This is a genomic window from Streptomyces sp. NBC_00285, from assembly GCF_036174265.1.
Classification (GTDB): domain Bacteria; phylum Actinomycetota; class Actinomycetes; order Streptomycetales; family Streptomycetaceae; genus Streptomyces.
In genome coordinates, this window is record NZ_CP108055.1 from 3578004 (window position 1) to 3601778 (window position 23775).

Here is a 23775-nt window from a genome sequence, read left to right on the forward strand (position 1 = left end):
GGGACACCAGATCAGTCGTGCTGGAAGCAGCCATCAGGCCCAGCAGCGACTGCACGTAGGTGGCGAGCGTGCGCTCGGCTATGTCGGCGAGGGCCTGCGGCATCGGGTCGTTCTCCTGGGACGGGACGGTCGACGTCTGTTCGGTGGTGCCGGCCTGGTGGGGGACGTGCAGGGCAGTCCAGGTCTGGGGTCCGGGGATGCCGTCGGCGTCGGCGCCGTGGAAGCCGCGTTTGATCTGGAAGACGGCGTACGAGCGGCGGTGCGCCTCGTTCCAGACCTGACCGGACGGCGTGTCGTAGGAGTCGCAGCCTTCGGCGATCAGACGCTTCGCCATCGCGGCGATCACCGGTGAGGAACGCCCCACGCGGAAGAACTGAGCGCCCGGGTATGCCGCGTACTTCGGGGTCGGCTTGGGCGTCGGGGCCGGCGTGGGCTTCGGCTTTGGTTTTGGGGTGGGCTTGGGTGTCGGTTTGGGCTTGTCTGTGGCCTTGAGATGGCGGGCCACTCGGGCCCGGAAGTCGCCCATGTCGATGCCGCCGGGGTCCGGCTTGCCCGGCTGCCACTCCTTGTGGCCGATGACGCTGCGTTCGTTCCACCCGTGCGCGCGGCAGACCGCCGCCGCCGCACGCGCCATGGCGTCGAGCTGTGCGGACGGCCATGGCTGGCTGCCGGTGTTGATGCACTCGAAGCCGTAGAAGTGCCGGTTGCCGTCGGTGTCGGCCTCGTTGTCGCGCGGGAGGGTCTTCTTCTCCGCGATGACCGCGAGCAGGACGTCTGTGTCGCCCATCCCGGCGTGGTTGCAGCGTCCGTAGCCGACCATGTGCACGGTGCCTGAACGGTCGATCACGCCGTGGCACAGGGGTCCGGGCAGGTCCTGGTAGCCGGTGCGACACAGCTCCACCATGTCCTTCTCGGAGCTGTACGGACCGGTGTGGTGGATCATGACCCCGTTCACGGGGCCCCAGTTGCCGTGGGTGTTGCGGTTGTGGGTGCGCCATGTGCCGTGCTCGACCACGCCGAGCCCTGCACCCTTCAAGACGGACAGGAATCTGTCCGCGCTCAGCGGTGTAGCCACGCGCTCCGTCCTTCTCCCCTGCGCCGGATGGCAGTCGGCCGTGGCCGCCGCAGCGGTCCGGTCCCTCGGGAGTGCGAAGCGGGTGGAGGGTCACCTGAGCGTCATGGTACCGGCGGCCTTGGGACCGGTGTCGGTGGCGCGGGACGGTCAGACGTCGTCCCGGTCGGTTCTGATGGACGTGCTGTCGAGGCTGATCCAGGTGGCGCGGACGCTGCCGCCGCCCTGGACTCGCAGTCGGACCAGGCCCTTGGGGGTGATGTCGAGCTGGAGGGTGCGGCGGGCGGCGTCGGAGGAGACGTCGACCGTGCGCGGCGCTTCTGGCCAGTAGCCCTCGGGCAGCAGCGCGATCAGCTGGTCGTCGGTGGCTCGCCCGCCGACGAGGCCGATGCGGCCGCAGAACTCCGTGGTGTCCCAGGGGTTGGCGCGGAACTGGGGCGGCTGCTCCTCGTCCGGGACCGTTGTGTCGCCGGTCAGCGGGAGGTCGTGCCACTCCGGGTAGGGAGCGCGGCGGGCGCGTTCGAGGTTGGTGACCCTCTTCTCCAGCCGGGCCAGTCGGCGGCCGAGGTCGGCGATCGTGTCCGGCATCTACTGCTCCTCCTCGCCCGTGTCGTCCTCGGGCTTGTTGGTGCGCTCCAGCTTCAGCGCGACGCGGTCGGCGCTCTCTCCTTCGCCGGGCTTCACGGTCCAGCCGACGATCCGGCACCAGCCGTCGTATGCGGTGTGCGGCTCGAACAGCCGGATACGGACGTCGTCTCCGATCCGGAGCGCGTCGATGGGGGCGGCCGGGTGGTCGATGATGTCCAACTCGGTGAGCGAGGGCAGGACTTGGCGTGCCAGACGTTCGCGGCGGGTGCGCTGCTTCAGCTTGGCAGCGTCCTTCTCGCTCGTCTCCAGCCGGTGTTCCAGGCGCAGACGGCCATTGCGTACGCCGTCGACGACGACCGTGCGCTTCTTGCCCTCGCCCGCGCCGAGTCCGATGGCCCACTGGGCGTAGGAGTCGGCGTCCTTGATGACGTGGGGGGTGCCGACGATGTTCGCGCCGGTGGTGAAGGTCAGGTCCTCGCGGCGCCGGCCGAGCCGTGGGGCTCCAAGGAGGATGCGCCGCTCGGCGCGGCGCCCGCGCCAGGTCACGGTCTCCGACCACTCCAGGCCGTCGTCGATCTCGGCCATCTCGTCGACCATCTCGCCGAGGTTTCGCGGGTCGGTCCTGGACGTGGTGTAAGGGTCCTTCGCGGTGCCGGTCTTGGCGGTCGACTTCGTGTCGTCGACAACCACGCCGAGGTCGCCGTCTGGCTGGGCTTGGCAGTACGCCCACACGTCTCGGATCACCTGGCAGGGGTCGGCTTCGATGTAGGGGCCGCGGCCGTCGAGGTTGCCGTGGAGGTCGAAGCGCCGGTGGAGGTAGCTGCCGAACCCGGAGGCCTCGACGGGCAGCGCGTTGCCCTCCGGCTCGGCGCGCCACAGCAGCCCGCCCCAGTCGAGGCGGGCGTCGCGCTCGACCAGGAGGACGGTGTCGCCGGCGTCGAGCAGTTGGGACAGCGAGTGGCGGAACGTGGTCGGCACGGTCGCCTTGAGCGAGCCGGGCCCGGATACCTCCGGGCCGTACTCGACCTCGCTCAGCGGCAGGTTCCAGTGCAGGACATCGCCGGTCGCGGCCCGTACGGCGATGTAGCGGTAGTCGGCCATCGTCACGCGGGTCCTTCCGTGAACGCGACGTCGAGCGTGGCCGTCGTGCCCTTCGCGACGGCCAACTTCCCGTCGCCGTACTGGTCGTTCTGGTTGATCTCGACGGTCAGGTGCTGGCGGCTGCCCCGGTAGGCAGGGGGTACGGCGATGTCGTCGGCCAGGGTGACTCCGGAGCGGCGGGTGGTCGTGCCGTCGTCGTCCACCACCGTTGCCTTGGCGGCCCGCTCCCCCAGCCGGGTGCGCAGCTCGGCGTAGACGGGGCCTGCCTCAGCGCGCAGTCCGGAGAGCGTGACGACGATGGTGGCCCGTGTCGCCCAGGTGGGGATGTCGAGGTCCCAGGCGGCTTCCTTGGGCCAGGCCGCCCACTGGCCGTGCTTGGCGGGCACCTTCTCGGTGGCGGTCGGGTGCACGGTGCGTAGGAGGCGTTCGGTGCGCGGGTTCGCGATCTGCCGCAGGTCGGTGATCATGTCGGCGGTGATCGCCGCGGTGTTGCGCGGCAGGGTGATGCGGGCCAGGGCGATCCCGGTCATCCCGTCGGGCACGGCGGAGGCATCGTCGGCCACTGCCTCGACGACGTGGAAGTAGCCGATCTCCTGTGTGCGGGGGTCGCGTTCGCCTTCCCACTCGGGGTCCTCGATCCGCAGGACGATCAGGTCGGTGCGGGCGACCGGCCCAGTCGGTGAGATGGTGACCTCGGCGTCGCCGATGTTGCTCTGGGTGTAGGCCCCTTGCCAGGGGCGGGCACCGTGGATGAGGGCCGAGCCGTCACCGACCCGGATGCCGGGGCCGGGTGTGGGAAGCGGCCGGACCTTCAGGTCCTCGCTCTCCGCGATGCCCTGCCGGCCGCGGGCGAGGTCGCGGATCATCAGGCGCATGGCCCGGGCGGAGTGGTCGGCCCCGCGCACCATCATCGGGGGTTGCAGCGTCACGAGTGCTCTCCGTTCACAGGGTGGTGTACGCCGACCGCCACGCCACCTCGAGGCGCGCGGTGGCGGACGGGTCGTTCGCGCTCCAGGCGATCTCGGACCGTCCGGGCGGGAGGGTGAACAGGTCGAGACGTGATGCGGGGCTCAGGTCGTTGGCGACGTTGATGGTGCCGTTGCGCAGGGCCCAGCGCGTGCCGGGCCGGGTCTCCAGCTCCACCCATTCGCCCTCGCGCAGCGTCACGTCGAGGTCGAGGACGCGACCGGTGCGCGCGTTCCAGATCCGCGGCCCGGCGACCGGGCCGTGCACGCGCAGGCTGGGGTACGTCGACACGTCACCGCGGTTGGTGATCCAGCCGGGCCGGTCGTCGGCCGGGCGGTACTCCGGGTCGGCCGGGCGGCGGCACTCGGCACCGCGGCCCAGCGTCTCGTCGACAGTGCGGTCCGGGCGCTGGGCGCGCGGCGCCTGGTCGAGGCCGAGGGTCAGCGCCGACAGTTCGTCGTCGTACCAGCGCGGGTCGTCCAGGCCCGCGAACTCGATGTCCAGCGGGATCCATCCGTGCACGGCGGTTGCCGTGCTGGTGGCTTCCATCCGCCGAAGTCGCCCGTACATACGGCGAGTTGTGTGTCCGGGCCACCGGCCGCGCAGGATGTGACGGCCGTCCGGGCTGGTGCGGGCTTCGGGGTCGTCGAGGGCCAGTTCCAGCCGGGCGAGGATGGCGGCGGCCTTCTCCGGGTCGCCGGGGGTCTTGATGCCGGCCTCGAAGCGCAGGGTGCGCGGGCCGTAGAAGTCCCGGCCGGGAGTGGTGCCTTCGCTGTTCGGGTTGTCGGCGTCCTGGGGTCGGGTGGCGGGCGCACCGAGGCCTTCGATGTCCCCGACCGGGACGTAGCTGCCCCTGCCGAGGACGACGCCTCCGATCTCGTACTGCCAGGGGGCCAGTTCGGGGCGGCTGCTGGTGTGGGGGGCTCTGGTCATCACACTCTCCCGCCCCGCTGCGCGTTGCGCAGGGTGCGCATCATCTCGTTGCCGATCTGTTCGGGGGTGGCGGCGCTGTCGGTGACGGTGACCGGCATGGAGCCGATCAGCGGCTGCTGTTCGCGCACGACGACGACTTGGACGCGGCCGCCAGCACGGGCGTCGACCACGCGGGTACGTGCCTGGTCGCTGCCGGTACGGATGTCGAAGGAGCGCACGACACCGGCTATCGCCGCGGCGCTGCGGGCCTGCTTGAAGGAGTTGGCGAGCAGCGGGTTGTAGTCACGGCTGCGGGCACTGCCGACGCCGCCGTCGGCGAACCATTCGACCTGGCCGCCGAACCGGTCGACGACGGTCTCCACGATGGCCTTGCTCCGCTCACGCTTCGAAGCCGCCAGCGGCACATAGGCCTCGCCGCCGGTCTCCAGCTCACCCCATATGCGGTAGCTCCCGGCCGGTGCGATCTGCGCGACGTGCTGTTCACGGCGCGTGCTGCCGGTGAGGCCGCCGTCGGCGAAGTAGTCGACCACGGCGCCGTCGGCATGCCGGTTGGCGTTCTTGCGCAGGTTCTCGGCCTGCTTCTCGATCGCGTCGGCGGTGCTTCCGGTCTGCTTGGTGAGCTGGTCGAAGACCGTGACTTGGCGGGTGGTGACCGTCAGTTCCTTGCCGCGCAGTGCGTCGATGCGCCGCTGGATCGAGTCCGCCGCCTTGCGCGGCCCCGAGGTCGGGACGGTGACCTTGACGTTCTTCGTGCCGGGAACCTTCTCCACCCGGAAACCCAAGGCTTCAAGTTCCTTGCGCGCCTGGGCTGTTGGCGCGCGGACGATGACGGACTTGGCGCCCGGTGTGGCCCGGAGCTTCGCCTGGACGGCCTGAAGGCTCTTGATCGCGGCGCCCGTCGGCGCGGACACCGGGATGTTCTTGCTGTTCGGAGTCCGACCCAAGGTGTCGATCAGGGTGTCGAGGTTCTTCTTCGCTCCCTGCGTCGGCGCGGTGATCCTGATCTGCCGGGTGCCCGGAACGGTCTTCACGGTGAACCCGAGATCGCGGAGCTTCTGCTGCGCACCGTCGCTGAGCGAATCCACCTTGATCGTCTTGGCGTTGGGGAGCCGCTGGAACTCCGCCTGGACGGCGATCAGGTTCGCCAACGTGCTGTCCATGCCCTTCGTCTGGAGCAGCAGCGACACCTTCGACGGCAGCAGGCCGAGCGTGTCGGCGACACCTTCGGCCTGGGTCTTGGTCAGGCCATAGCCGCGCGCGGCCGCGATCGCCTCCGTACGGGCACGGCTCATCTGCTCACGTGCCTTCGCGAGCGCGGCGGGCAGCGTCTCGCCGTTGCGCTGGGCGAGATCGAAGGTGGCCACGGAGGCGTCGGCCGCCGCGTCGGACAGGGCGGTGAGCTGGGTGTAGAGCTGCTGGCCGTTCCTCGTCGTGGTGTTGAGGGTCTTGTCCTCGTTGACGAGCTGTCGCCCGCCGTAGCCCTGGCCGCGGTTGACGCCCTTGCCGCCCTCCTGGAGGTCGAGGACCGCGCTGTTGACCTTGGCCTCGGCGGCCTGGAGGGAGATCTGGCCGCCCGAGAGCAGGTCGAGCGCCGACTTCAGGGACCGGGTGCGGGTGTCGGCGTCGGCCGTCTGGTCGGCCAGGCCCCCGACGGCAGCCTTCAACCGGTCGTACGCCGACGTACCGTCCCCAGCCCCCTTCGTCGCCGCCGCGAGGTCGCGCGCGTTCTTCACCGACTCGGCCATCTCGCCCTTGACGCTGCCGAGCGCGTCGGCGGCGTCCTTGTACTGCTGACCGACGTCGGTGTAGTCGAGGACGGACACCTTGCCACCCGCCTGGTCCCTGTACTCCCGGTGGGCGTTCGCGGTCGTGAGGAGCTGCTTCTGCAGCGCGTCCAGGCTCGTGCCCTGTCCGAGGTACGCGTCGGTGAGGCTGGCCAGCGGCACGCCGGCCTGCTCCATGACCTTGGTCAACTGGCCCTGCCCGGTCTTGGTGTCCAGCAGGGCCTGGGCCGCCTGGTTGCGGACGTTGGAGTCGATCTGTCCGCCGGACTCACGCAACGCCGAGGTGAGGGTGGAGATGCGCTGCTGGTGTTCGGCGGCGGCCTGCGCGGCCTTCTGCTGGCGGGCGGCCAACAGCCCCAGGCCGACCGACACCCCGGCCATGACGACGCCGAACGGGCCGCCGAGCGCGTTCGTCACGCCGCCGAGCGCCGAGCGCAGTCCCGAACCGGCGGCCCGGCCGACGCCGTTGAGGGTGCCGGTGAACGTGGCCCCGGCGCCGTTCGCGCTGCGGAAGGCGGCGGTCATGGTGCCGAGGAAGCCGACCCGGGCCTGGAGGGCGGCCCAGGCGGCCCCGTACCGGGACAGGGTGACGCCGGATGCGGCCGCCAGGGACTGCTGGAGGCGCATCTGTTCGTTGGCCGAGGCGAAGCCGGAGCGGACCGGGCCACTGACGGTGTTCGCGATGCCCGTCAGGGTCGGCTGGACGCGGCGGAACAGGAGCATCGCCAGGGCGGCGGACTGGATCGGCGCGGGCAGCGCGCCGAACGCGCTGACCAGTCCCCCGACGAGGTGACCGACGGGCACCAGAACCAGGGAGAGCCCGGAGACCGCGTCCATCGCCACGTTCGCGACGGTGGCGATGATGTCGAGCGTTCCGGCCGCCGCGCCTCCATCGTCACCGAGCCCGGCGATCGCCTTCAGGAGCGGTTCCGCGCCGTCAGCGGCGTTGTCCAGGACGTCGCCCAGCGTGCTCGCGGCGTTGATCAGCAGGTTGAGTCCGGTGGCCAGCGTGTGCTCGCCGATGTCCTTGAGCGGCCCGATGAGCCGCTGGGCCTCATCGATGAGCGACCCGATCCCGTTCTTCGTGGACTCCTTCAGGTCCGGGCCGTACAGGGTGGCGATGTCGCGGCCGTAGGCCAGGGCCGTGGTCAGGTAGGGCGTGGCCCCGGACATCCCGCGGGTGAGCAGGCGGGTCACCCATTCCAGGCCGGGCGCCATCCCCTCATACAGGGCGATGCCGGTCTGCCTGGCCTGGGTGCGCAGCTGCGTCATCGCACCGGCGAGGCCCTGGCCGCGCGAGGCGGTGATGGACGCGGCCGACCCGGTCTGGTCGACCGCCATGGCCAAGGCGTCGAAGCTCTCGGTGCCCTGATGGGCAAGCGCGACCGCACCACTGAGCGCGGGCTTGCCGAAGGCACGGGTGACGGCGGCGGTGAAATCCTGCTCGGACATGGAGTGTTCGGCCTTCGACAAGCCGTCGATCACCGTGCGCAGCCCGCGGAAACGCCCCTGGGCATCCCAGGCCTCGATCCCCAGGTCCTTCAGGCCCTTCTTCATCGTCGGCGTCGGCGCCGCCAGGTTGGCGAAGATCCCGCGCAGGCTCGTGCCGGCGGTCTGGCCGAGGATGCCGCTCTTGCCGAGCATGCCGACGGCGGCCGCAGTGTCCTGGAGGCTGACGCCGAGCGCGTTCGCGACCGGGCCCGCGTACCGCATCGAGTAGTAGATGTCGGTGATGGAGCCGGACGCGTTGTTCGCCGTGGCCGCGAGCGTGTCCGACGCCTTGGCCGCCTGATCAGCACCCAGGCCGTACTGATCCATGATGTCGCCCAAGTAGCGGGCGGATGTGGCCGCGTTGACGTCGGCCGCCGATGCGAGCTGGAGCGAGGCGCGTACGGCGTCGATCGACTGGTCCGCGCGGAAACCCGCCCTGCTCAGCTCGACCATGCCCTCGGCGGCGTCGGCCGACGTCGTGGTGGGCAGGGTCAGGTCGTTGCCGAGTTCCTCGGCAACGGCGGCCGCCCGCTTCATCTGTGCGGCGGTCGCATCGGTCACCGCACCGAAGAGGTTCATCTGCCGCTGGTAGCGGTTGCCCTCCTCGATGATCTCTCCGGTGCCCAGCACGAGGGCGCCGCCGGCGAGCATGTTCGTGGTGGACAGGCCGCGCCGACCGGCCCCGGCGGTGGCCCGCTGGAGCCGGGACATGGACCGGGCTCCGTCGTTTCCGGCTGCGCGCAGTGCCGTACGGGCGGCCCCGGCGCGGGCGGTGATCCGGTTCAACTCCCCCACAGCCGCGCGGGAGGAACGGTTCAGCGCGGCGAACTGCGTAGCCAGCCGTGCCCCGTTGGCGTCCAGCTGGGCCAGGGAACGGTTCGCGGCGTCGGTCCGGTCAGCGAACGTGCGCATCTGTCCGGAGGCAGCACGGGTTCCCGCGATCAGGTCGCGGACCTCGGCGCGCATCGCGACCGTGAGGGTGAACCCGGCCACCGCAGGCGGCCTCCTAACAGGGTGCGGGGGTGTTCAGGGGCGCTGTTCGTACTGCTCGCGCGGGAGGAGCTGGATCTTCACGCCGTAGCCGGACCGGTCGGTGGGGACGTGATCGCGTTCCTGCTCGATCAGCTCGCAGCCGGGGCAGCGCAGGGTGTCGGTGACGTAGGCGTGCGGGTCGCCGCCGCGCTGGTGGTCCCACTCCTGCAGCCGGGTACGGCACTCCGGGCACACCGACCGCTGCCACTGCGCCCACGCCATCGCCTTGGCCCGGTCGAGGTCGGACCAGCGGCCGTCGCCACCGAGGAACTGCGAGTGCGGGATGCGGTACTGCTCGCACAGCTCCAGCTCGGCGCGCAGACCGGCATCACGGCTCAGCCTTTTCCCAGCTCGACCCGGCTCTCCTGCTGAACCTTCCAGGCCGCGTCCCACAGGGCGTTCGCGTCCGGCGTCGACCAGCCGTCGAGCAGTTCCTCGGCTTCCTCGCGGCTCATGCCGTCCACGGAGGCAGCCGCCACCAGAGCGGCGGGGAAGGTGTCCGGGTTGAAGATCGACCCGTCTTCCGCCTGCTGTTCGGTCGGCGGATGCTGGGAGATCAGCTCTTCCAGCACGGGACGGGGCAGGGCCCGGAAGGTCAGGAACTCCGAGGCAGCGTCGAGGAGTTGACGGATCTCGTCCCGTGCAGTGTCAGCGTCGGCCGACTGCCGGGCGGCCGGTTCGTCACCCGGGTTCGCTTCGGCGACGAACCGAGCGCGGCGGGCCTGCTGTTCGGCGTCCTCGTACCGCTGACGCAGGTCATCGTCGTCGCAGATCCGCAGCCGGTTCTGCGGGCGGGCCCTGCGGCGGAGACGGTCCATCTTGGCCGACCACGCCCCCTCCGCCGACGTGGCGGAGGAAGGCGGCCGGCTGTCCGGGGTGCGGCGCGTCACGATCAGCCCTCGTCGCTGTCGTGCTCGCTGACCGTGACAGCGGTCTTGGTGGTGACGATGTCGGACAGGGTCACCGTGCGGTCATCACCGTCCGGGCCGTGACCGTGGTCGTGCCCGTGACCATGGTCGTCGCTGTGGTCGTGTGCGTGCTCGGGGTCGCAGTCGTCTTCCGGCAGCGGGTGTGGGTGAGCGGCGGGCGGTACCGGCCGGTCGAGCGACGGTTCGTCGGTGATCGTGTAGTCGACCTTGAACTTGGCGGCCTCGTTGCCGGTGGAGTAGGTCGCGGCGCGTGTGGCGACCTGGACGGGGAACACGTCGACCGAGCGCGAGCCGGGCAGATCGCCCTTGCGCAGCAGGATCACGTAGCCTTCGGCGCCCTTGGGCAGCTGCTGCTCGACCTCGTCGGAGAACCGGTCCTCGTAGAAGGTCAGCGAGCTGCTCTCGGCCTTGTCGTTGCCGGGGATCGACGAGTTGAAGGTGCTCCCCATGTCGGGGGTCTCGATCGGCTCGTTCTCCAGCGCCCAGCCCTCGATGTCCGAGACGGCGTCGGTCAGGACGAACGCGTTCGTGATCTCCCGGCGGCTGGGGTACTTCGGGTCGTTGATCTCCGTCGCCCAGAGGATCTTGGAGATACCGCGCCGAAGGAATCGGGTCTGGGTGGGCTTCTTCGGGGACACAGGTCCGCTCCCGCTTCCGGGGCAGCGTCCCGTACCGAGGCCCTGCCCCTTGACTTCCAAGGGGGTCGCCTGGCCTGGGGCCTAGCGTCCGCGCGGGCCTCCGCGGTGAGGAACCTGAAGAGTCTTCAGGCGGGCGTCACGGTGATCGTGACGCGTTGTACATAGGACACGATAGCTCCTGCCGCCGACACCGACGGCTCTCCTCCGGCGTCATAGGTCAACTCACGGTCGATGACCCGGAGTTGAGGAATGCGCAGGTCATGGGTCCAGCCCTCGTCGTCGCGGCCGACGAGGCCGGCACGCACGCGGTCGGCCAGCCACTCGACCTGATCGGCCCGTTCGCCGACGGAGGTGACCTGATACGACCATGCCGCGTCCGCGTGCCAGTCCCACAGGGGCGGACCTGAGAACTCGGCAGGCAGGGAATCGAGGATCGTGTACGGGGCGGTGGCGGGCTCCCAGCCGGACTTGCCCTGGACGCGCGGGAGTTCACCCATCCCGCAGGGGCGGCCGGTGGTCTGCTCGACGAGTGCGGCCAGCGCGCGGGTCACCGGCAGACGGGCGGTCACGGCAGTACCCCGGCCGCGAGGGCCTGGATGAACTCCGGCTCGGTCTGCCGGAACGCGGGCTCGACGTGCGGGAACGGCGGTTGCCGGTAGTGCCGCCCGATCGAGTCCACGCCGACGAAGCCGTACTCCAGCCGTCGCGCCTGCGGGGCGTCGGAGAACACCTCGGCGGTGACCTCACCGCCGCCCGTACGCATCCTCACGTCCCAGGAGGCCCGGTAGTGCCCGGTGATCACGTTCGGGCCGGGCCTACCACTGGCGTTGCGCTGGATACGGACCCGCAGCAGCATCGCGTGATGCCGGGTGATCGTCCTGGTGCGAGCGCGGGTGGCCGGGCCCATCCGGGCGAGCGCGGCGGCCAGCGCGATCGGGTCGCGGAACGCGGCCGCATCTGGGTGCGTATTGGGGTGCGGGTTCACGGTGGCCATCAGTCGATCACCTGGACACGGACGATGCGCACCACGCTGTAGGTGCCCACCGCTTCGTCGGAGACACGAAACCGGCGGCCAACCAACTGCGGGTCACGGGGGCCCTTGGGCCGGGCGGACCCGGCGACCCGGATTACGTCGTCCCGCCGCAACTCGGGCGCATCGACGGGCAACACGGCCTGGTACTCGGTGGTCGGCGGCTCGACGGAGGCCGATCCGGCGACCGGCTGCGTGATCGCGGGGCGACCGTACGGCATCACCGCGCCGAGGCCGTCCCACACCAACTCCTCGTCCGGTACCGGCTGCACCAGCTGGCCCGTGGCCTCGTCAAGGACATCGTCGACGCGGCCCGCGCTGTCGCGCCACGCCTCCAGCTTGTCGTCGAGGATGCGGTCGACGACCCGCCGCACACCTTCCACGTCAAAGGCCACGCGCCCACTCCCCGAGTTGGGTGAGCATCGCTGTCGTGAGTGAGAACGGCTCGGTGCCAAGGTCGGGGCGCGCGAGCGCGGCACGCTCCAGTGCCTCCGGGTCGATCGAGTCGAGGAAGACGGCCGCCGCCGGGCCGGGGTCAGGCACGTCGGCGACCGTGACGCGGGCCATCCCGGACCATCGGGTGTCGCCGCGGTCCGCGACGTGCAGCAGGACCTCCGGCCGTTCACCAGCAAAGTGGCTGACGGAGTACGCCTTGACGGCACTCGGTTCGATCGGGTTGCCGTCGATCTCGATGTCGGCCCGACCGCCCTGCGCGGTGATCTCTACGCGCCGGGCGGCGGCTGTGTCGTTCGTCCGATCCATTCAACCGACGCTAGGAGAGCTGTCGGACAACGGAATGCGAGTACCGCCTCAGCTCATGGCCGCAACGCGGACGACTTGAACACGCCGCAGATAGTCGAGGTGGGCGGTCAGGCCGGTTTCCTCGAACAGCTCACGGGCCCAGCCGACGGGCAGGTGCTCGCTGCCGGAGGTTCAAAGGCTCGTAGCACTCCGCCCTCAAGCCGGACGAATAGCCCGGTTTGAAAGGCGATCAACCCTAGAGCCACCCGCCCAAGAGCCCGGTCGGGCAGGTCTGTAAGGCAGCTCGACACCGGAAGCACGGACGGAACTGCTCGGGGATCCAGCGAGCGAAGCAGAGAGACGTCAGCGCGTGTGAGCCATTCCGTCGCGAAGAGATGGACGATGACTTTCCTTCGGCGCATCTGAGTCACGTCGATCCCGACCTGGCGACGGATCGGCAAGCCGTGCTCCACGCCGCTCATGGCGTGACTCGCCGCGCTCTCGGCTTCCCGGTCGTTCTCGGGTGTCGCGCCGGGCAGCACGAACATGCCGCGACCGATGTCGTTGAAGAGTAGGTGGTCCGGTTCGACTCGTACGAGGACCGCAGCCCAGACGATCGGGGGCCTCCAGTTCTCGTAGGGCGCTCGCCCACGTATCAGCGGCTGCTCGGCGCACCTCGCTATGGGGCTGGTCAACGTACTCGCTACGGCTGTTGTCATCAGGCTCCGCCCGTCGCAGCAGCCACGATCTCTTCGAGGTGGCTCGGCTGACTGGTGCTGGGAATGGGAGCGATGTGGCTGCCGTGGTCGAGGAGCCATTGCAGGGGTGCGGCTGGCCCGTTGGTACGGGCGAGGAGGCCGGCGTCGAGCGGTCGGTAGGCCACGTACGGAATGCCGAGTTCGCCGCACACCTCTACCGCGTCATCGAAGCGGTCGGTGGTGTTGAGGACGTTCTGCACCGCGGCGATGGTCAGATCCTTGCCCACACGATGGATGACCTCGGGGGTGACCTTGGACAGGCCGATGTGCCCGATCTTGCCCTCGTCTTGCAGCGCCTGCAGGACGGCGATCTGGTCGTCGAGGGCCACCTCTGGATCGATGCGGTGCAGGTAGCACAACTCCAGCCGCTCGACTCGCAGGCGGCGCAGGCTCGCTTCCGCACAGGCCCGCAGGTAGTAGGGGCTACCGAGGGACATCCACTGACCTGGTCCGGGGCGCACCATGCCGACCTTCGTGGCGATCAGCACGTGCTCCGCGTACGGGTAGAGCGCGTCCCGGATCAACTGCTCGGCGGTGTGGGGGCCGTAGGCGTCGGCGGTATCGATGTGGCTGATGCCGTACGTGTTCACGGCTTGACGCAGGATGCTGAGCGCGGTCTCACGGTCTGAAGGCTCGCCCCACGTGCCGGGGCCGGTCAGGCTCATGGTGCCGAAGCCGAGTCTGGATACGGTCTTCCCGGCGATGGTGATGGTGCCCCCGGGCAGCGCGGATGTCATACGAGGGCCTCCTTCAGGCAGCTCTGCACGGCTTCGTCGACGATGTGGGCCTGGCTGTCGGGGTCGCTGTGGACACGCAGGTGGGGGATGTCGTCGCGGTCCAGGAGCTGGTGCACGTGCTGGTCGACGAGGCGCCGGTAGCGCGGGTCGTAGTCATGGCTGGTGTCGACGGGCACGCTCTCGTCGAGAACCGTTGCCAACAGCAGGTGGTACTTAGGCAGTTGGGTGGCGGCGAGCGTGAGAAGGCGCTCGCGTTCCACCCGGGGAGCGGTTTCTCTGCGGTACTCCAGCGCGGCGTGGAAGTAGGCGACGGCGTCGTGAGCGGCTCGATCGACCAGGACGACTTCGGCGCCCTGCGCCATCGCCGCGATCTCGTCGGCGATGCCCTGGGCGATGATCCACTCGGTGGACTGGGCGGTGTGGTGCTGCATCTTGGGAAGGCCGGCCGCTGCCGCGCGCTTGCCGAGTCGGCCGGTGCGTCCCACGGTGATTCCTTCGGCGCGCAGTTCCATCTCTATGCGCTTCAGGAGCGTGGTCTTGCCGGTGGAGTGGGTGCCGAGCAAGCCGATACGGATGGGCTGGTCAGTGGTCACCACAGGGTTGGTTCCTCTTCTGGTTCGGGGGCTCCGGGCAGACTGGGCGGCACGGCCGCAGCGACCAGTTGGTCCCAGGTCTCGTAGTGGCCGGCCATGGCAAGCAGGAGCTGCGCCGTGGCGTAGGCGTCGTAGGTCGCGCGGTGTCGTCCGACCCGTGGGGCCTGCGACAGGTCTGGTGCTACGTGCTTGATCAGGGCGTCGAGGGTGTAGGAGGGTAGGCCCGTGTAGGTCGCCTTGGCGAGGCGCAGGGTGTCGATGACCCCGGCCGGCTTCCACGTGGGGAGGTGCCGGTGCAACTCCCGGTAATCGACGTGGGCGTTGTGGGCACTGATCCAGTTCTGGCCGAGGAAGTCGTGCACCGCGTCCGCGAGTTGCGCCCAGACGGGCTGGTCGGCGAGGACTTCGTTGGTCAGGCCGTGGATGCCGGCCGCGCGTGCTGTGACCGGCCGTTCGGGCCGGATCAGCCATGCCCCGGCCGTGGTGGTGTCGGGGACTCCGGCACGGACGGGCAGTGCGGCGATCTCGACGAGGTCGGGCGGGTTGGTGCCGTTGCCCTCGACATCGACGACGAACAGCGTGGGCCAGGAGGCGAAGTTCATGGCGTGGTGGTTCCGTTCTCCGCCTCCCAGCCGATGGGGGCCCGGCCGTGCTGGCGGTGGAGGTGGGGCTTCTCGCGGTCGTGGCACTGGTAGCCGAACCCGTGCTGGAGGAAGTAGCGGGGCGGCTCGTCCAGTCCCTCCACGACGATGGCACGCTCGTTGATCTCAACGTCGCCGGTCGCGCCGAGGGCGCGCGCCTGCCGGGTGACCTCCGCCAGATCCGGCCTGACCCAAGCCTCTTTGCACAAGGCGATCTGCCCGGGCGGGCAGATTCGGCACAGCTCGTCGATTCCGAAGTGGCCGTTGTAGTCGGCCTCACCGTGTGCGTAGGCGACGCCGCAGCTCGTCTTGAGGAACAAGGCCCCCCACGGGGCGCCGCCGGGCTCATTCCGGGACGCGTACGCCTCCATGATCCGCTGCTCGGCCAGCTCCGGCATGATCTTCCGCCGCGCCGTCCCGTCGTACGGCGTCGGCAGGCCGTGCGCCTCGTAGTAGGCCCTGATCTCGTCACGGAAGAACAGGCCCGTGAACACCGTGGCGTGGGCGTGCAGGGACAGTTCGCGGGCCCGCTCCAGGTGCTCGTCGGAGTCATTGAGACCCGGCACGATCGGACGCCAGTACAGGACGGTCCGGTAGCGGTCGGCGTGCTCGTACAGCATGCGCAAGCTGTCGGCCGCGTACGTCGAGTTGACCGGCTCGATGGCCGGGTCGTCGATGCCGGAGTGCGTCACCAGAACGGTCAGGCGCAGTTTCGTGTACGAGTTGAGGACGGCGCAGTCCTCGGCGCTCACGCGCCACCGCGTGATGACCAGGACGTGGTTGGTCAGACCCCGGTCGTCGAGGTCGCGCAGCACTGCGAACAAGTGCGGTTTGACCACCGGCAGCATCGGGTCCGTGGCCCGGTTGAACAACTGGATCGGTGTCAGGTGCGGCCGGAAGTAAGGGTGGCCGACCAGGAGGGCGACGGCGGCTTCATCGCTCATCAGGCGCTTCGGCGTCTTCATACCGAAGTTGTCGAACAGGTGGCGGACGCAGTAACCGCACTCCAGCGGGCAGCCGACGATGTGGTTGAGCGACAACCCCGACTTGCGGTACTCGATCACGTCAGCAAGCGCGGGCTTCAACTCACCGATCTGCTCCACGGTCAGGAGCGGAAGCAGACGGCGGCGCGGTACGACGGGAACGGTCATCAGGACCTCCAAGCGCGGACTGTTCAGCGGTCGGTGGGTGTGGGCTGAGCGGGAATGGGTGTGGGGGCGATGAGCAGGCCGCGGCGGTTGGCGCCGAACCAGGTGCCGAAGTCGCGGCGGGCGGCGTCCGCGTCGTCCGAGGTGTGCACGAGGTTGTGCACGAGGCGCTTCTCGTCAAGGGCGCGCTCCAGGCTGTCGTGGCCGAGGTCGCCTCGGATCGTGCCGGGCGCCGCCCGCGGTGGGTCGAAGTGGCCGATGAGCTGGCGCAGTCGGTCGTGGATGCCCGGTTCGCCGTGGGCGAGAGCGACGGTCACCGCTTTGCCCGCGTAGGCGTCGTCCAGGCATGTGGGGATGTCCCGGTCGGGGAAGTGGTCCGCGTCGGCGAGGAGGTCCCAGTAGTGGACATGGGCCTGCCACGGCTGCACGGTGACGTTGCGGCGGTTTGCGACCGTGCCGACCGCGGCCTCGATCCGCTCAAGGATGGCGTCTACCACGCCGCGTTCGACGGCATCCGGTTTGCACAGGATCACCGAACACCGGTCGAAGTCGGCGATCTGCAGACGACGGCCAGGCCCGTACCAAGTCCCGTACTCCCGGCGGGCGCTGGCCGCGTCGTCACTGGCCTCGACGAGATTACGTACGAGACGGTGCTCCGCCTCGGCCTCCTTGAGGCTGTCGTCGCCCAGGTCACCGCGGATCGTGCCGACCTCTGCCCGGGCCGGATCGGTGTGCCCGATCAACTGGCGCAGCCGGGCATGGAGGCCGGGTTCACCGTGCGCGAGCGCCACGGTGACCTGCCGGCCCGCGAACGCGTCATCGATCAAAGTCGGCAGATCGGGAAGGTTACGGCGGCCCGTGTCGGCGAGGAGATCCCGGTAGACGACGTGCGGCTGCCACGGCTCGGCGATCAGGTCCAGACGGTCCGAGATGGCGATTCCCGCTGCACAGACCATCCCGAGGATCCGGTCGACCAGGCCACGCGCCACGGCGTCGGGTTTGCACAGGATGACCGCCCAGCGGTCGAAGTCGACGCCCTCGACCACCGCGCCGCTCATCGGCCTACTGCCGCTCACCGGGAACCCCCACCCGAAGTCGCGGTGCAGACCGGCCACTTGTGTTCCATGAGCCAGCGCAGGCCGGGATCGAGCGCGGCCAGGACAGCCGGGTCGACCACGGCGGCCTGGTCGTGCTGGATCTGCCGGTACAGCTCGAAAAGCAGCACCACCTGTTGCCAGTACGGATCCAGGTCCAGGCTCGCGATGTCCTCGGCGCTGTAGCGGAGCCGGTTCGTACGAAGCGCCTCTTCGTGCTGCAAGACGTGCGCGACGGTTGATCCCTCGGTGTTCTCCGGCATCGCCGGGAAGTGGAACGAGGGCGGCGCCGGACGGGAATCGGCCTCGTCCAGAACGCGCTTGACGCGCTCATCGTTGCGGTCGTTGACGTGGGCGGACCCGATGACGTGCGTGTACGTCCCCAGTCGTAGGCCCAGCTGGATGGCCGCGTACTCCTGGATCATCGTGAAGGAGAAGACGTCGGACAGCAGGCCGCAGTCGAGGTCGTTCGCCCGCATGTTGCAGACCATGTGCAGTTGGCCGTCGCGCACGAGCAGGTGCAGTCCGGCCAGGCACGCGACATCGGGGTTGTCGCGGTCGACGAGTTCCTTCGCCGTGAACACCGGCAGGTACCCGCGCTTGCTGTCGACCTCGGTGACCAGCAGGTCCATCACCTGGTCGAACTGCGACTGCCCGCCACGGGCGGGGCTGAACAGGGCGTGACCGTACGCGGATCCGCCGAGGCGGATGCCGTCGGCGCTGCTGGAGCGCATGGACGGGGCGTAGTAGCCGATCATTTCGAGGTCCCGGCGACCAGCCAGGTACCAGAGGGCCTCAGCGAACTGGAATACCGGGTTCGCCTTACGCTCGGCCAGGTACGGCAGGCGCTGGCGGGGATCGGTAAGCCGGAAGCCGACTCCGATCACTTCACGGGCGGCGTTGCCTCGTGCGTCAATCCGATGCTCTGGTCGCTCTGTTGCGAGTCGCAACAGAGCGATGTAGGCACCTTCGACGCTGTCGAAGGTCGGTGCTGGGAGCAATGCACTCTCCAGATCGTGAGAACAAAAGGGAGTCAAGTAGGGCTCAGCAAAAGGGAGTTGAACCCGTGCGCGGCAGTGGATGAGAACGGGGCTGCCGCGCACGGGGGCCAGGAGCGGGGGCTGCCCACGGGATCCGTGACGCGGTGACCTGGCCGAGGCCCGGCAGCGTCGATGAACCTGATGGCGCCCGCGTCAGGTCCGGCCATCTGTTGCACGGTCATCAGCGACCGACGCGAAGCCGATGACGGGCTGGCAATCTTGCGTCGCGCTGCGCGTGGTCAGCGGCTGTGCCGGTTCCGGTTATCGGTTACCTGGTAGTGGTTGCGTCGTCGCCGTAGAGGCTGTCGGGCGTGTGATTGCGGACGTGTCGGTCCGAGAGAGCCCCTTGGGTGTTCGTCGACTTCGGGTTGGAGTTGTCCTTGGTGTCCTTCTTGATCTGGGCCATCGCGGCCCTGACGGTGGACTTCTTGTTGCTCGTCACGCGTTGCACTCTCTTTCTGCTCTGATCTCATCGGGGACCACTCCGGCCGTCGGCAGTCTCAAAGGGACGGTCAGAGCGGCGTCTTGGAAGCCCGTCCCCTGATGTGAGTCCTCCGCCCTGGGCAGGGCGTCAGGGTCTTCGCAGACAGGGAACGGAAGTTCACGACGCGTCGGACGGGACCGGCCGGCCTTCCACGAGATACGCGGGGTGCAGGGACGGGCCTTCCAGCGCCGCGACCGCAGCTCGAATGCGCCGCTCGGTGTGCGCTCCGGCCACTTCGCCCAGTTGGTGGAGCAGTACGAACCGGTACCCGATCAACTCCGGCTGTTCACCCGGGGCCGCTTCGGGCAGGACGATCTTCGTGTCGCTCGGCACCGTGCCGAGGTCGTAGACGAGGTTCAGCCCCTCTGTCGCCCCGGTCTCCTCGTTGCGTGGAACGTAGTCGACCGCAAGGAGCGGTCCCGGCGCGATGATCAGACCCGTTTCCTCGCGCACCTCCCGCGCGCAAGCCAGGTGCGGCGCCTCGTCTCCGTCCGCACAGCCGCCCGGCAGTCCAAAGGCTCCGTCCTTGTAACTCTTCTGCACCATGAGCACCGCACCGGTCTCGTCCCGGATGATGGCGAGCGCCCCCGTACGACGGCGGGGCGGATTCGTGAAGTCGGTGTCCTTATGCATACCTCTCCTCTGGTCAGCGTTGTCGGAGCCGCTTCTTCTAAGCGGCAGAAACGAGGTCGTCCAGGTCGACGACGGTGACGCCTCGTAGCTCGCGCACGAGTTGCGAGGCCAGGAACCACGGGGTCCACTGCCGGTGCCTGTACGGGAGTGGAATTCGTGCCAGCTCGCTGTCGAACTCCACGGGTTCAGGGCGTCCGTCGGCACCGGTGCGGTAGAGCGTCCCGATCACTCCGTGCAGCCGCGGCACTCTGGCCCGGAGCGCGACAGCTCCGGCCCGCACGAGGTATCCGCACTGGTCGACGGCGGCCTTCGCGTGCTCCAGACATAGAGGCGGCTGGGCCGTGAGATGCCCTTCCCAGCCATCCGTGGACCTGGTGTCGTGCTGCGCGGCCAGGAACAGGTATCCCAGATGGGTGTGGCTGGGCTGCTGCACGCATACCTGGCACCGCAGTTCTTCCATGCACTCGCGCTGCCGCGAAGGGTGCACGTCCCGCCACCGCGGTCTCCCGACGATGTCATTGCCGTGGCGGGACTGGGAGCAGCGTGCCCAGAGGACGCCCCGCTCGTCCCGATCGCCCGGTCCTTCGTTCAGGTAGAACAGGCCCTTGCCGCCGGGCCGCAAACCCAAGCTCGACAGCGAGTCGGCCTGTTCGCCTTGGCGTGCGGTGATGTACGGCACGAGGCGGCTGGCTGGGACGTGCGTGCTGGTCCTGGCGTTTGCCTCCCTCGACGTAGCGCGCGTCATGAGGCTGTGTCTCCCATCAGGTCGAGAATCGCGAGGATGGCCAGGGCGAACCGTCGGAGGTGGCCCGGCGCGTCGTCGGGGTGGGGGTGCTCGGCACTCAGGTAGATGAGGCGCCGAATCTCGTCGACCGGGTACGGCTGCACGAGGTAGGGAACGATCTCCACGAACGTGGTGGTCGCTTCCCGGAAGCGCGCGGCGATGGCCGCGACCAGATACAGGTCAGGGTGGGCGTGCTCACCAAGTACGGCTTCCAGGTCCTCGTACAGCTGCTCGTCGATCGCCTCGCCGGCGAGCGAGCGGCGAAGGCCGAAGAGGACCACACCCAGCGTGTCGTGATCGTTGGAGGTTCGCGGGCGCAGCAGCCGCACGGCGGCATCAGCCGACACTGCGACCATCACGACGTCCCGTCGGGGATCGCGAGGGAGCACCACGTCATGGTGCCGTCGGTGCTCACCCCCCACTCCTTGGCGAGGGCGGCGACGAGTAGCAGGCCGCGGCCGTTCTCGTCGGTCACGTCGGCGGAGCGCAGTCGGGCCGGAGTAGGGGTGCCGTCGGTCACTTCGATACGCAGTTCGTAGGCGGAGTGCCGCACTCGGAGCCCGACCGGCAGTCCCTTGCCGTGTTTGATGGCGTTGCCAACCAACTCGGACACGACGAGGGTGGCGTCGTTGGTCAGCATCGTCAGATCCCAGTGGCGCAGTTGAGCCCTGGTGATCCGTCTCATCTGCCCAATGCGGCGCTCATCCGGAGGGAAGTCGACCTTGAAGCCGCCCTCACCCGTCTGGTCCCAGGTTTCGATGGGAGCGGCGTCAGACGTGCGGGACGTCCTCGCTCCTGCGGCGAGCGGCTGGGCTCGCTCCGTCATCATCCCGCCTCCAAAAACATGGGTGTACGGCCGGAGGCGGGGACCGGCGCGAACCCTCGGAGCAGGGGAAACAGGGGCTGGCCAAGGGCACGCCAGAAGAGCCGATCTCCAGTGAAGGCACGTCGCGCGTGAAGCCAGCGTTCGTTGTCCAGCAGGTAACCCTGACCGGGAGCCAGGGCGAGACGGACCTGGTGACGGCCGGCTGCTGCACGCAGTTGCGGGAGGTAGGGCTGCACTATCGGGTTCCAGCGCGCCAGCCCGTCGAACCGCAGGCGCACGGACACCCGCAGATCGTCGTGGACGGTGAACACCTGTGTGGCGTGACCGTCTCCGGCCCCGAAGAACGCGGTGCGCGCTTGCGCCAGCGCAACCCCCGCCTCCTGCTCGCCGGCGAAGAGGTCGGAGTGCATGGCCTGTCCGTCGGTGAGCAGGCATTCCCCACCCGCAGCGGCAGCTTGCCCGCACACGAGAAGCATCAGACGGGGCGGATTGGGGGTGCCGGAGCGTTCAGTGTGCGGATCAAGCGGACCGTTGCCGAGCCCGGCAAATCCCGTCCGATGCGCATGGCGGCCGGTGTCGCGGATAGTGGTGAGCCCGTCCGAGTCGCTGTCGCGGTGCGGCACCAAACTCATGGTCCGCGTCGCGAAGGCGAGCACGGCAGCGCGCGAAGCGAGACCGTCGACAGTGACCAGGCCCGTGTCCCGCAGCTGCCCCGCGATCTTCTCCTCAGCTCCCGGCGCAGCCAGATCGACGCGGTTGCGCACGAAGACATCGGTGTGCGGCTGCTGAACTCGGCGCATCACGGATCTCCTTGGCTGCGGTGAATTGGTCCCACTGTTCGGCGCCGCTGGACCGGGGGTAAAGCGACAGATTGTCGACTCGGGCAATTCGCCCACGCCCAACTCGCGCCACGGGCCACGTGCTACGTTCCGACCACCCCCGGCCGTACGTGCAATCCGAGGAGAGCGATGGCGTACACGCCCCCCACCTGGCCCGTCTCCGTCAAGGGCGTAGCCGTTGACAGTCACCGACGCGTACTGCTGCTGAAGAACGAACGCGAGGAGTGGGAACTGCCCGGCGGGCGACTCGAACCCTCCGATGGCACACCTGAGTTGGCAGTGGAGAGGGAAATCGAGGAGGAGACCGGCTGGGCAGTCAAGGCCGGTCCTCTGCTGGACGTGTGGATCTACCAGCCCCTGCCCGTGGCCATGCCGGACCGACGAGTCGTGATCGTCACCTACGGCTGCACCGTCCTCACCCCGGACAAGACCCCCGTGGTGAGTCACGAGCACAAGCAACTCGGCATGTTCACCGCTGACGAAGTGCCCAGCCTGACCATGCCGGACGGATACAAGCAGTCCATCGCCGCCTGGTACGCGCGGATGTGACGGAACATGGACAGGTCGATGGTCCTGCGGCACTCGCAACACACCGTGTGGCACTGGGCAACCCCGCAGGCCGAGGCAGTCCTCGCCTCCCGCGATATCGGGGCGATCCTGCGCTTCCACCGTGCCGTGCACGGCATGAACCAGACCGAACTCGGGCGGCTCCTCGGCTACGACAAGACGTACATCTCGCTCCTCGAACTCGGCAAACGAAGCCTTGAAGACATCGGCTCCCGCCGACACGTCGCCGAGACCCTTTGTCTGCCCCCGCACGTCGTCGGCGTCACCGATCCAGCCGACACCGACCACCGCGCCATGCTCCAGTTCGGCGAGTCCACGGTCCGCCTCGCCGAAATCGCCCGCCAGTCCGGACACGCCTCCGAAGCCGTCGCCGAGTTGTGGCCCCTGGTCGCCCGGCTCGAAGCCCGCATGGAGGACGGGCACACGGAACGCGACGTCCTGCACCTCCTGGCCCGAGCCCGTGTCGGCCTCGGCGTCGCCCTGGGCAACGTCCTGCCGGAGGAACGACTGAGCACCGCCGCCCACTGGACCGCCAAGAGCATCGGCATCGCCCGCTACTTCGGCGAACCGCCCTTCACCTCCTACGTGTTGCGCATGCACGGCAATGAACTGCGCAAGGCCCGCCTCCACGGAGCCGCCGTCGACCGTCTGCAGCACGCGGCTGCCGTCGCACCGCACAACGAGGCGAAAGCAGCCGTACTTCCGCTGCTCGCTCGTGCGGCCGGCGCCCTCCGGAACCAGCCCCTGTTCGACGAGGCGATGCGGGAGACGAACCGGCTCCTCGACGAGACCGAACACACGTCGTTGTTCAACCCCTACGCCCTGCACGAGATCCGTCTCCGAGGGCTGATGGCCACCGACAGGACCGACATCGCCATACAGCTGATCGAGCAGGGCAGTCCTGTACCGACGACCACCGTCGCCCCGCAGTGGCGCGTGATCGAGCTCATCACCGTGGCCCAAGTACGGCTGGCCGCCGACGACCATGGCAGCGCCGCGCAGTCCCTGCACACCGCCGTCGAGGAAGCTGTCCGCCAGCGACTTCCCCACCAGTTGCAGCGCATCGTGCGCGCGGCGGACTACCGGCTGCCGGAGATCAGGGAAGTCGCAGACCATGCCCTGGACCGGATTCGGCAAGAGATGGCCGCCTAACTTGATCTCGCCCCGGAGCAGCACCGGCTGGCATCGGTCGCTCGACTTAAGGAACGTGGTCATGGGCCCATCGCACCGCGCTACGAAGCCGTCTACCAGGGGAATCCAGAGGGGGAAAAATCTGTCAAGGGGGGAAATCCTGGGGGGAATTCGGGCCATGATTGAAATCCGCCC

General features: G+C 69.1%; 26 protein-coding genes and 1 pseudogene. 2 read left to right on the forward strand and 25 right to left on the reverse strand.

Annotation, left to right across the window (positions count from 1 at the left end):
* Nucleotides 1-154: 154 nt before the first annotated feature.
* The 25 genes and pseudogenes from OHT57_RS16540 to OHT57_RS16660 form a co-directional block, all read right to left on the reverse strand.
* Nucleotides 155-1075, reverse strand: a pseudogene (locus tag OHT57_RS16540) (peptidoglycan-binding protein); the annotation flags it as partial.
* A gap of 147 nt (nt 1076-1222) precedes the next feature.
* Nucleotides 1223-1660, reverse strand: a complete 438-nt coding sequence (locus OHT57_RS16545; protein WP_328747171.1) for a hypothetical protein — start codon at nt 1658-1660, stop codon at nt 1223-1225.
* Nucleotides 1661-2767, reverse strand: coding sequence for a hypothetical protein (locus OHT57_RS16550; protein ID WP_328747172.1), 1107 nt, complete (start codon nt 2765-2767; stop codon nt 1661-1663).
* Nucleotides 2764-3690: a hypothetical protein gene (locus OHT57_RS16555; RefSeq protein ID WP_328747173.1), complete on the reverse strand. Its 927-nt coding sequence runs from the start codon at nt 3688-3690 to the stop codon at nt 2764-2766. Before OHT57_RS16555 ends, OHT57_RS16550 begins: the two co-directional genes overlap by 4 nt.
* A gap of 13 nt (nt 3691-3703) precedes the next feature.
* Nucleotides 3704-4660, reverse strand: coding sequence for a hypothetical protein (locus tag OHT57_RS16560; RefSeq protein ID WP_328747174.1), 957 nt, complete (start codon nt 4658-4660; stop codon nt 3704-3706).
* Nucleotides 4660-8928, reverse strand: coding sequence for a phage tail tape measure protein (locus OHT57_RS16565; RefSeq protein ID WP_328747175.1), 4269 nt, complete (start codon nt 8926-8928; stop codon nt 4660-4662). The genes OHT57_RS16560 and OHT57_RS16565 overlap by 1 nt, the downstream gene beginning before the upstream one ends.
* Before the next feature lie 33 nt (nt 8929-8961).
* Entirely contained in the window at nt 8962-9360 is a 399-nt protein-coding gene (locus OHT57_RS16570; RefSeq protein ID WP_328747176.1) for a hypothetical protein, read from the reverse strand.
* On the reverse strand, nt 9303-9857 hold the full coding sequence (locus tag OHT57_RS16575; protein ID WP_328747177.1) for a hypothetical protein: 555 nt from the start codon (nt 9855-9857) through the stop codon (nt 9303-9305). The genes OHT57_RS16570 and OHT57_RS16575 overlap by 58 nt, the downstream gene beginning before the upstream one ends.
* Before the next feature lie 2 nt (nt 9858-9859).
* Nucleotides 9860-10534 carry a phage tail tube protein gene (locus OHT57_RS16580; RefSeq protein ID WP_328747178.1) on the reverse strand — a complete coding sequence of 225 codons (675 nt, stop codon included), beginning with the start codon at nt 10532-10534 and terminating at the stop codon, nt 9860-9862.
* Between the two features lie 125 nt (nt 10535-10659).
* Nucleotides 10660-11103: a hypothetical protein gene (locus OHT57_RS16585; protein WP_328747179.1), complete on the reverse strand. Its 444-nt coding sequence runs from the start codon at nt 11101-11103 to the stop codon at nt 10660-10662.
* On the reverse strand, nt 11100-11528 hold the full coding sequence (locus OHT57_RS16590) for an HK97 gp10 family phage protein (protein WP_328747180.1): 429 nt from the start codon (nt 11526-11528) through the stop codon (nt 11100-11102). Before OHT57_RS16590 ends, OHT57_RS16585 begins: the two co-directional genes overlap by 4 nt.
* Nucleotides 11528-11959 carry a DUF6093 family protein gene (locus tag OHT57_RS16595; RefSeq protein ID WP_328747181.1) on the reverse strand — a complete coding sequence of 144 codons (432 nt, stop codon included), beginning with the start codon at nt 11957-11959 and terminating at the stop codon, nt 11528-11530. Before OHT57_RS16595 ends, OHT57_RS16590 begins: the two co-directional genes overlap by 1 nt.
* Nucleotides 11949-12326, reverse strand: a complete 378-nt coding sequence (locus OHT57_RS16600; RefSeq protein WP_328747182.1) for a hypothetical protein — start codon at nt 12324-12326, stop codon at nt 11949-11951. The genes OHT57_RS16595 and OHT57_RS16600 overlap by 11 nt, the downstream gene beginning before the upstream one ends.
* A gap of 697 nt (nt 12327-13023) precedes the next feature.
* Nucleotides 13024-13800 (reverse strand): aldo/keto reductase, encoded by a 777-nt coding sequence (locus OHT57_RS16605; protein ID WP_328747183.1) that lies wholly within the window; start codon nt 13798-13800, stop codon nt 13024-13026.
* Nucleotides 13797-14393: an AAA family ATPase gene (locus OHT57_RS16610; protein ID WP_328747184.1), complete on the reverse strand. Its 597-nt coding sequence runs from the start codon at nt 14391-14393 to the stop codon at nt 13797-13799. The genes OHT57_RS16605 and OHT57_RS16610 overlap by 4 nt, the downstream gene beginning before the upstream one ends.
* The gene (locus tag OHT57_RS16615) at nt 14390-14995 is read right to left on the reverse strand and encodes a 3'-5' exonuclease (protein WP_328747185.1); all 606 of its coding nucleotides are present in this window, start codon (nt 14993-14995) and stop codon (nt 14390-14392) included. Before OHT57_RS16615 ends, OHT57_RS16610 begins: the two co-directional genes overlap by 4 nt.
* A complete protein-coding gene (locus OHT57_RS16620) occupies nt 14992-16185 on the reverse strand; it encodes a radical SAM protein (RefSeq protein WP_328747186.1) in 1194 nt (397 codons plus the stop codon). Before OHT57_RS16620 ends, OHT57_RS16615 begins: the two co-directional genes overlap by 4 nt.
* A gap of 23 nt (nt 16186-16208) precedes the next feature.
* Nucleotides 16209-17258: a nucleoside-diphosphate kinase gene (locus OHT57_RS16625; protein ID WP_328747187.1), complete on the reverse strand. Its 1050-nt coding sequence runs from the start codon at nt 17256-17258 to the stop codon at nt 16209-16211.
* Nucleotides 17255-18379 (reverse strand): thymidylate synthase, encoded by a 1125-nt coding sequence (locus tag OHT57_RS16630; RefSeq protein WP_443053451.1) that lies wholly within the window; start codon nt 18377-18379, stop codon nt 17255-17257. The genes OHT57_RS16625 and OHT57_RS16630 overlap by 4 nt, the downstream gene beginning before the upstream one ends.
* Before the next feature lie 205 nt (nt 18380-18584).
* A complete protein-coding gene (locus OHT57_RS16635; protein ID WP_328747188.1) occupies nt 18585-18758 on the reverse strand; it encodes a hypothetical protein in 174 nt (57 codons plus the stop codon).
* 159 nt (nt 18759-18917) lie between these two features.
* Nucleotides 18918-19433 carry an NUDIX hydrolase gene (locus OHT57_RS16640; RefSeq protein WP_328747189.1) on the reverse strand — a complete coding sequence of 172 codons (516 nt, stop codon included), beginning with the start codon at nt 19431-19433 and terminating at the stop codon, nt 18918-18920.
* 37 nt (nt 19434-19470) lie between these two features.
* Nucleotides 19471-19866: a hypothetical protein gene (locus OHT57_RS16645; RefSeq protein WP_328747190.1), complete on the reverse strand. Its 396-nt coding sequence runs from the start codon at nt 19864-19866 to the stop codon at nt 19471-19473.
* Nucleotides 19867-20174: 308 nt separating this feature from the next.
* The gene (locus tag OHT57_RS16650) at nt 20175-20573 is read right to left on the reverse strand and encodes a DUF6415 family natural product biosynthesis protein (protein ID WP_328747191.1); all 399 of its coding nucleotides are present in this window, start codon (nt 20571-20573) and stop codon (nt 20175-20177) included.
* Nucleotides 20573-21046 carry an ATP-binding protein gene (locus tag OHT57_RS16655; protein ID WP_328747192.1) on the reverse strand — a complete coding sequence of 158 codons (474 nt, stop codon included), beginning with the start codon at nt 21044-21046 and terminating at the stop codon, nt 20573-20575. Before OHT57_RS16655 ends, OHT57_RS16650 begins: the two co-directional genes overlap by 1 nt.
* Nucleotides 21043-21843, reverse strand: coding sequence for a TauD/TfdA family dioxygenase (locus OHT57_RS16660; RefSeq protein WP_328747193.1), 801 nt, complete (start codon nt 21841-21843; stop codon nt 21043-21045). Before OHT57_RS16660 ends, OHT57_RS16655 begins: the two co-directional genes overlap by 4 nt.
* A gap of 168 nt (nt 21844-22011) precedes the next feature.
* Between OHT57_RS16660 and OHT57_RS16665 the strand changes: the two genes are divergently transcribed.
* Both OHT57_RS16665 and OHT57_RS16670 read left to right on the forward strand, forming a co-directional pair.
* Nucleotides 22012-22431: an NUDIX hydrolase gene (locus OHT57_RS16665; protein ID WP_328747194.1), complete on the forward strand. Its 420-nt coding sequence runs from the start codon at nt 22012-22014 to the stop codon at nt 22429-22431.
* A gap of 6 nt (nt 22432-22437) precedes the next feature.
* Nucleotides 22438-23601, forward strand: a complete 1164-nt coding sequence (locus tag OHT57_RS16670) for a helix-turn-helix domain-containing protein (RefSeq protein ID WP_328747195.1) — start codon at nt 22438-22440, stop codon at nt 23599-23601.
* Nucleotides 23602-23775 lie beyond the last annotated feature (174 nt).

Coding starts and splice junctions, on each gene's coding strand:
- OHT57_RS16545 (WP_328747171.1), bottom strand. CDS start 1,660: ATGCCGGACACGATCGCCGACCTCGGCCGCCGACTGGCCCGGCTGGAG.
- OHT57_RS16560 (WP_328747174.1), bottom strand. CDS start 4,660: ATGACCAGAGCCCCCCACACCAGCAGCCGCCCCGAACTGGCCCCCTGG.
- OHT57_RS16590 (WP_328747180.1), bottom strand. CDS start 11,528: ATGGCCACCGTGAACCCGCACCCCAATACGCACCCAGATGCGGCCGCG.
- OHT57_RS16600 (WP_328747182.1), bottom strand. CDS start 12,326: ATGGATCGGACGAACGACACAGCCGCCGCCCGGCGCGTAGAGATCACC.
- OHT57_RS16605 (WP_328747183.1), bottom strand. CDS start 13,800: ATGACATCCGCGCTGCCCGGGGGCACCATCACCATCGCCGGGAAGACC.
- OHT57_RS16615 (WP_328747185.1), bottom strand. CDS start 14,995: ATGAACTTCGCCTCCTGGCCCACGCTGTTCGTCGTCGATGTCGAGGGC.
- OHT57_RS16620 (WP_328747186.1), bottom strand. CDS start 16,185: ATGACCGTTCCCGTCGTACCGCGCCGCCGTCTGCTTCCGCTCCTGACC.
- OHT57_RS16640 (WP_328747189.1), bottom strand. CDS start 19,433: ATGCATAAGGACACCGACTTCACGAATCCGCCCCGCCGTCGTACGGGG.
- OHT57_RS16650 (WP_328747191.1), bottom strand. CDS start 20,573: ATGGTCGCAGTGTCGGCTGATGCCGCCGTGCGGCTGCTGCGCCCGCGA.
- OHT57_RS16655 (WP_328747192.1), bottom strand. CDS start 21,046: ATGATGACGGAGCGAGCCCAGCCGCTCGCCGCAGGAGCGAGGACGTCC.
- OHT57_RS16660 (WP_328747193.1), bottom strand. CDS start 21,843: ATGCGCCGAGTTCAGCAGCCGCACACCGATGTCTTCGTGCGCAACCGC.
- OHT57_RS16665 (WP_328747194.1), top strand. CDS start 22,012: ATGGCGTACACGCCCCCCACCTGGCCCGTCTCCGTCAAGGGCGTAGCC.
- OHT57_RS16670 (WP_328747195.1), top strand. CDS start 22,438: ATGGACAGGTCGATGGTCCTGCGGCACTCGCAACACACCGTGTGGCAC.